Origin of the sequence: Microbacterium testaceum, from assembly GCF_001476285.1 — a bacterium.
Classification (GTDB): Bacteria; Actinomycetota; Actinomycetes; order Actinomycetales; family Microbacteriaceae; genus Microbacterium; species Microbacterium testaceum_B.
In genome coordinates, this window is sequence record NZ_LDRU01000016.1 from 95777 (window position 1) to 102592 (window position 6816).

A 6816-nucleotide genomic window follows, 5' to 3' on the forward strand; every position below is an offset into this window, starting at 1 on the left:
GGGTGGCTCGTTCCGTACGCATCGTCTCCATCAACGTCAATGGCATCCGTGCCGCCGTCCGCAAGGGCATGACCGAGTGGCTCGAAGCCTCGGGTGCCGACATCGTCGCCCTGCAAGAGGTGCGCGCCACCGCCGACCAGCTCGCCGAGGCCCTGCCCGGGTGGGAGATCGTCAACGACGAGGCCCTGCAGAAGGGCCGCGCGGGCGTCGCGATCATCAGCCGGCTCCCCGGCGTCGACACCCGCACGCACCTCGGTCCCGAGCCTCTCGACGCGTCCGGGCGGTGGATCGAGACCGACTTCGACATCGACGGCGAGACCGTCACGATCGTCAGCGCCTACGTGCACAGTGGCGAGGTCGACACCCCCAAGCAAGACGCGAAGTGGTTGTTCCTGGATGCCATGGAGCAGCGCCTCCAGACCCTCAAGGCCGAGCGCGAGCTCGCACTCGTCACGGGCGACCTGAACGTGGGGCACCGCGAGCTCGACATCAAGAACTGGCGTGGCAACCGCAAGAACGCCGGCTTCCTCCCCCGCGAGCGCGCCTACTTCGACCGCTTCTTCGGGCCCGCCGGCGAAAGAGTCGAGGGGGTCGACGGCTCGGTGGGCACGGGCCTCGGCTGGATCGACGTCGGGCGCCGACAGATGGGCGAGGTCGAGGGGCCGTACACGTTCTGGTCGATGCGCGGGAAGGCGTTCGACACCGACAGCGGGTGGCGTATCGACTACCACGTCGCCACGCCCGCGCTGGCGGAGCGGGTCACCGCGTACCGCGTCGACCGCGCCCCCTCGTACGACACGCGCTGGAGCGACCACGCCCCGGTGATCGTCGACTACGCGCTCGGGCGCTGAACACGGGCACGCGTCCACGGCGCGGGAGCGGGGCGCCACGCGCTGCGATTTCGTCTGCGTCCAGGGCGCGGGGGCAGAGTGCCGCGCGCTCTGCTGCGGCGCTCGCCACGATGCTCGCCGCCGGGTCGGGCGCGGTGTGCTCGACGCCTAGGATCGAGGGGTGACCCAGCAGCGCCTCTACTCCGGAATGCAGCCCTCCGCCGACAGCCTCCAGATCGGCAACTACATCGGTGCGCTGCTGCAGTGGCGTCAGCTGCAGGACGAGTACGACGCCTTCTTCTCGGTCGTCGACCTGCACGCCCTGACCCAGCCCGGCGACCCCGCCGAGCGCCGTGAGAAGACCCGCCGCACGGCCGCTCAGTACATCGCTGCGGGCATCGAGCCCTCGCGATCGACGCTCTACGTCCAGTCGCACGTCCCCGCGCACGCGGAGCTGCAGTGGGTCCTGTCGACCATGACCGGATTCGGCGAGGCCGGGCGCATGACGCAGTTCAAGGACAAGTCGGCACGCTACGGAGCGGATGCCACCAACGTCGGCCTCTTCACCTATCCGGTCCTCATGGCCGCCGACATCCTGCTGTACCAAACCGACGTCGTGCCGGTCGGAGACGACCAGAAGCAGCACATCGAACTCACCCGCGACCTCGCCGAGCGCTTCAACAAGAGCTTCGGTGAGACGTTCACGATGCCGAAGCCGATGATCCAACGCGAGACGGCCCGCATCTACGACCTGCAGAACCCCACCTCGAAGATGTCGAAGTCGGCCGAGTCCGACGCCGGCGTGCTGTGGATGCTCGACGAGCCGAAGGTCAGCGCGAAGAAGATCATGCGGGCGGTCACCGACTCGGAGGGGTCCGTGCGCTTCGACCGCGACGAGAAGCCGGGTGTCTCCAACCTCCTCGTGATCTACTCCGCCCTCACCGGCCGCGACATCACGGCGATCGAGGACGAGTACGCGGGCCGTGGGTACGGCGACTTCAAGAAGGGCCTCGCCGAGGTGGTGGTGAACGAGTTCGAGCCGGTGCGCGAGCGTGCGCTCGAGCTCATCGCTGACCCCGCCGAGCTCGACCGCGTGCTCGCGACGAACGCGGAGCGGGCGGCATCCGTGGCCGAGAAGACCCTCTCGGACGTGTACGAGCGCATCGGGCTCCTGCGCCGGGGCTGAACGAGAGGTCTGCCGCGCAGCGGATTCGGAAACGGGCAGCAGATCCGGATGCCAGGGCTCACCGTCGTCCGAATCCGCGACGCATCTCCGAATCCGGCGCCCCCTTGCCTCGACGAACCGGGGCGCAGCGCGCCGATGCAAGGGTCGTGACGATGTCGGAAGCCCGTGGCAGCATGGGCGCATGCCGGAGATGCCTGAGGTCGAGGGGCTCGTCGAGTTCCTGCGCGGCCGTGTCACGGGGTTGCACGTGGCGAAGGCCACTGTGTCGGCGATCAATGCCCTGAAGACCTACGACCCGCCCCTGACGGCCCTGGTGGGCTCGGCAGTGACCGCCGTCGATCGTCACGGCAAGTTCGTCGATGTCTCGACCGACGCGGGGGTGCACCTTGTCTTCCACCTCGCGAAAGCGGGTTGGCTGCGCTGGCACGACGTGTTGCCCTCCACGGTCATCAAGCCCGGGAAGACCCCGATCGCCCTGCGCGTCGGTTTCGACGACGGCTCGGGCTTCGACCTCACCGAAGCGGGCACGAAGAAGTCGCTCGCCGTGTACGCGGTGCACGCCCCCGACGAGGTGCCCGGCATCGCGCGGCTCGGTCCCGACCCGCTGAGCGACGGCTTCGACCGCGCTGCGTTCGGCGAGCTGCTCACCGGTCGCCGCACGCAGATCAAGGGCGTGCTGCGCGATCAGTCGATCATCGCCGGGGTCGGCAACGCGTACTCCGACGAAATCCTGCACGCGGCGAAGATGTCTCCCTACGCTCTCGCCGCGACGCTCACCGACGAGGAGGTCGATCGACTCTTCCGGGCGATGGTCGAAACGCTCACCGAGGCGATCGATGCCGCGCGCAGCAAGCCGCCGGCGGAGCTGAAGGACGCCAAGAGGCGCGGCATGCGCGTGCACGGTCGACGTGGCGAGGCGTGTCCCGTCTGCGGCGACGAGGTGCGCAGCGTGTTCTTCGCCGACAACTCGCTCGAGTACTGCCCGACGTGCCAGACCGGTGGCAAGCTGCTCGCCGATCGGCGGCTTTCACGGCTTCTGAAGTAGCCGCGCGGCCGGCGCCGCATGTCAATCCATGTCGGGGAATGAAACCGGCCACACCGCGTTGACTACACTTCGAAGTGCAAACAACGTGCTCCGGGGTCGGTGAGAATCCGAACCGGCGGTGACAGTCCGCGAACCCCTCCGCTTGTGCGGTGGGGCCGATCCGGTGGAATTCCGGGACCGACGGTGATGCGACGGGTGACCGACGCTAGTCCGGATAGGAGGCAGCACGGACGGCGCATCGCGCCTTCCCGCTGGCCCTGCCCCGACACCGCGGGAAGGACAGGGAAATGGCATCCGCCGTCGAGATCGACGCCATGCGGCGAGCGCTCCAGCTCGCCCGGCGCGGCCCGCGCGGGCTCAACCCGCAGGTCGGCGCTGTCATCCTCTCGCCGACCGGTGAGATCCTCGCCGAGGGGTACCACCGCGGCGCGGGGACCCCGCACGCCGAGGTCGACGCCCTCTCGCAGCTCGCGCCCGGCGCGGCCCGTGGCGCGACGGCGGTCGTGACCCTCGAGCCCTGCAACCACACCGGGCGCACCGGTCCGTGCGCGGTCGCCCTCATCGACGCCGGCGTCAGCCGAGTCGTGTTCGCTCTCGACGACCCCACCGCGGCAGCCTCCGGTGGAGCCGACCGGCTGCGCGCAGCCGGGGTCGACGTCGAGCGCGGCGTCGAGAAGGACGCCGCGGAGGAGCTCATCCACGACTGGGTGGCCCTGCAGCGCACCGGTCGGCCGCACGTCACCGTCAAGTGGGCGCAGAGCCTCGACGGCCGCGCCGCCGCCGACGACGGCACGAGCCAGTGGGTCACCGGGCCGGCCGCTCGTCGCGACGTGCACTCCCGCCGGGCCGCCGCCGATGCGATCGTCGCCGGCACGGGAACCGTGCGCGCCGACGACCCGGCTCTGACCGCACGCGACGACGACGGCACGCTCCTCGCGGCCCAGCCCCAGCCTGTCGTCATCGGCAAGAGCGAGACGCCTCCGGATGCCGCTGTCCGTCGGCACCCGCGAGAGCCCCTGTTCTTCGCGACGCACGACGTGAAGACCGTCCTCACCGAGCTCGCTGGGAGAGGCATCCAGCGCGTCTTCGTCGAGGGCGGGCCCACCCTCGCGAGCGCCTTCGTCCGGGAAGGCCTTGCTGACGAGTTGCTCGTCTACGTCGCGCCCGTGCTGCTCGGCGGCTCGCGCCTCGCCCTGGGCGACGTGGGTGTCCCCACCATCGACGCGGCCCGGCGCTTGGCCGTGGCATCCGTCCAGACCCTCGGCGACGATCTGCTGATCGTCGCCCACCCCACCACCCGAACGCAGGGAGATCACTGATGTTCACCGGAATCGTCGAAGAGATGGGCGCCATCACCGCGGTCGAACCGTCGGGCGACGGCGTGCGCGTGACCGTGCGCGCTCCCCTTTCGGTCTCGGACGCCGGCCACGGCGACTCGATCTCGGTCAGCGGCGTGTGCCTCACCGTCGTCGACCAGGGCGAGGACTGGTTCACCGCTGACGTGATGAAGCAGACGCTCGACATGTCGACTCTCGCCGACGTCGCACCGGGCCGCCCGGTGAACCTGGAGCGCGCGACGGCGGCGCACGGGCGCCTCGGCGGTCACATCGTCCAGGGCCACATCGACGGCACGGGCGTGGTGCGCGAGGTGCGTCCCGGTGCTCAGTGGAGCGTCGTGCGCATCGGCATCCCGAATCACCTCGCTCCCCTCGTCGTCGACAAGGGATCGATCGCGATCGACGGCGTCTCCCTCACCGTGAGCGCCGTGAGCGATGCCCACGAGGCGGAGCAGTGGCTCGAGGTGTCGCTCATCCCCGAGACGCTCGCCGCGACCACTCTCGGCCGAGCCGAGGCCGGAACACCGGTCAACCTCGAGACCGACATCCTCGCGCGCCACGTGCAGCGCATGCTCGCCTTCCGCACATCAGAGAATCCCGCGGCTGCGGCCGCATCGACCGAGAGGGGCTCCCGATGAGCCTGTCCCCCATCCCCGAGGCCCTGGAGGCCCTGCGCGCCGGGCGGCCGATCCTGGTCGCCGACGACGAGAACCGCGAGAACGAGGGCGACGTCATCCTGTCGGCGGCACTCGCGACCCCCGAAGCCCTGGCCTGGACGGTCCGCTGGTCCAGCGGGTACGTGTGCGCGCCCATGCCCGCCGAGTGGGCCGACCGCCTCGACCTGCCGCCCATGGTCGCGGTCAACGAGGACGCGCGCGGCACCGCGTACACCGTGAGCGTCGACGCGGCGTCGGGCGTGACGACCGGTATCAGCGCCGCCGACCGCGCTCGCACGCTCAACGTCCTCGCCGACCCCGAATCGGTGCCGACCAGCGTCATCCGCCCCGGGCACATCCTCCCGCTGCGAGCCGTCGACGGCGGCGTCCGTGAGCGGGCCGGCCACACCGAGGCGGCGGTCGACCTCATGAAGCTCGCGGGCCTCGAGCCGGTCGCCGCGATCGCCGAGGTCGTCGCCGAAGACGGCAGCATGATGCGCCTGCCCGGGCTCTTCGAGCTCGGCGAGCGGGACGGCATCCCGGTCATCACGATCGAGCAGCTCATCGGCTACCTGAACGAAACCGATCCCCTGCCTGCGTCGACCCCCGCGCGGCGCCGCGTGAGCCTGCGCGCCGAGTCGAACGTACCCACCACGCACGGCACCTTCCGCTTCCTCGCCTACAAGGACCGCGTCACCGGGACCGATCACATCGCGGTCGTCTCGGGAGAACTGGGTGCCAAGGCCCCGCTCGTCCGCGTGCACTCCGAGTGCTTGACCGGCGAGGCGTTCGGCTCGCTGAAGTGCGAGTGCGGCCCCCAGCTCGACGCGGCGCTCGACCGCATCGACGAGGACGGCGGCATCGTCATCTACATGCGCGGCCACGAGGGACGCGGCATCGGCCTCATCAACAAGCTTCGGGCCTACAACCTGCAGGAGCGCGGTCTCGACACCGTGGACGCCAACCTGGCCCTCGGCCTTCCCGCCGACGCGCGCGACTACGCCGCCGCGGCCGGCATCCTGGCCGACCTCGGTGTCGAACAGGTGCGCCTGCTGACCAACAACACCGACAAGGTGAACCAGCTCCGCGGCTTCGGCCTCGACGTCGTCGAGCAGGTTCCGCTCCTCGTCGGGGTCGGCCCGAACAACCACCAGTACCTCGAGACGAAGCGCGACCGGATGGGTCACATCATCGCCGAGGACGACCTGCGCGACGCCCTCGCGCACATGAAGGAAGAGAGCGCCTGATGGCCGGTAGTGGAGCACCCGAGACCGGCGGCGTCGACGCGTCGGGCCTGAACGTCGTCGTCATCGCCGGCACCTGGCACGAGGTCATCACCGACGGCCTGATCGCCGGAGCGAAGAGAGTCCTGGATGCCACGGGCGCGACGTACCGCGTGGTGCGCGTTCCGGGATCCTTCGAGCTGCCGGTCGCCGCGAAAGCCGCGTTCGACGGCGGGGCGGATGCCGTCGTCGCCCTCGGCGTCATCATCCGGGGCGGGACGCCACACTTCGAGTTCGTCTCATCGGCGGCGACCGACGGTCTCACCCGCGTCGCCCTCGACGCGGGCAAGCCCGTCGGCTTCGGCGTGCTGACCCTCGACGACGAGCAGCAGGGTCTCGACCGCGCCGGCCTCGAGGGGTCGAAGGAGGACAAGGGCGAGGAGGCCGCGGACGCGGCGATCCGTACCGCTCTGGTGCTGCGGGAGTTGCGCGGCTGACGCTCACTCGACGGGCTCGGCGGAGGTGGCTGAGCCCGTCGA

The 6816-nt window shown here is 70.4% G+C and carries 7 protein-coding genes and 1 riboswitch; all 7 genes read left to right on the forward strand.

What is annotated here, in order from left to right; genetic code table 11:
- Positions 1 to 2 precede the first annotated feature (2 nt).
- On the forward strand, positions 3 to 851 hold the full coding sequence (locus tag NS283_RS03705) for an exodeoxyribonuclease III (protein ID WP_058595523.1): 849 nt from the start codon (positions 3 to 5) through the stop codon (positions 849 to 851).
- Positions 852 to 1011: 160 nt separating this feature from the next.
- Positions 1012 to 2016: a tryptophan--tRNA ligase gene (gene trpS, locus NS283_RS03710; RefSeq protein WP_081317241.1), complete on the forward strand. Its 1005-nt coding sequence runs from the start codon at positions 1012 to 1014 to the stop codon at positions 2014 to 2016.
- A gap of 181 nt (positions 2017 to 2197) precedes the next feature.
- Positions 2198 to 3061, forward strand: coding sequence for an Fpg/Nei family DNA glycosylase (locus NS283_RS03715; protein ID WP_058595524.1), 864 nt, complete (start codon positions 2198 to 2200; stop codon positions 3059 to 3061).
- A gap of 82 nt (positions 3062 to 3143) precedes the next feature.
- Positions 3144 to 3292, forward strand: a riboswitch (FMN riboswitch).
- 56 nt (positions 3293 to 3348) lie between these two features.
- On the forward strand, positions 3349 to 4380 hold the full coding sequence (gene ribD / locus NS283_RS03720) for a bifunctional diaminohydroxyphosphoribosylaminopyrimidine deaminase/5-amino-6-(5-phosphoribosylamino)uracil reductase RibD (protein ID WP_058595525.1): 1032 nt from the start codon (positions 3349 to 3351) through the stop codon (positions 4378 to 4380).
- The gene (locus tag NS283_RS03725) at positions 4380 to 5036 is read left to right on the forward strand and encodes a riboflavin synthase (RefSeq protein WP_058595526.1); all 657 of its coding nucleotides are present in this window, start codon (positions 4380 to 4382) and stop codon (positions 5034 to 5036) included. The genes ribD and NS283_RS03725 overlap by 1 nt, the downstream gene beginning before the upstream one ends.
- Positions 5033 to 6301: a bifunctional 3,4-dihydroxy-2-butanone-4-phosphate synthase/GTP cyclohydrolase II gene (locus NS283_RS03730; RefSeq protein ID WP_058595527.1), complete on the forward strand. Its 1269-nt coding sequence runs from the start codon at positions 5033 to 5035 to the stop codon at positions 6299 to 6301. Before NS283_RS03725 ends, NS283_RS03730 begins: the two co-directional genes overlap by 4 nt.
- Complete coding sequence (gene ribH / locus NS283_RS03735; RefSeq protein ID WP_058595528.1) at positions 6301 to 6774, forward strand: 6,7-dimethyl-8-ribityllumazine synthase; 474 nt, start codon at positions 6301 to 6303, stop codon at positions 6772 to 6774. The genes NS283_RS03730 and ribH overlap by 1 nt, the downstream gene beginning before the upstream one ends.
- The last annotated feature ends 42 nt before the right edge of the window (positions 6775 to 6816 follow it).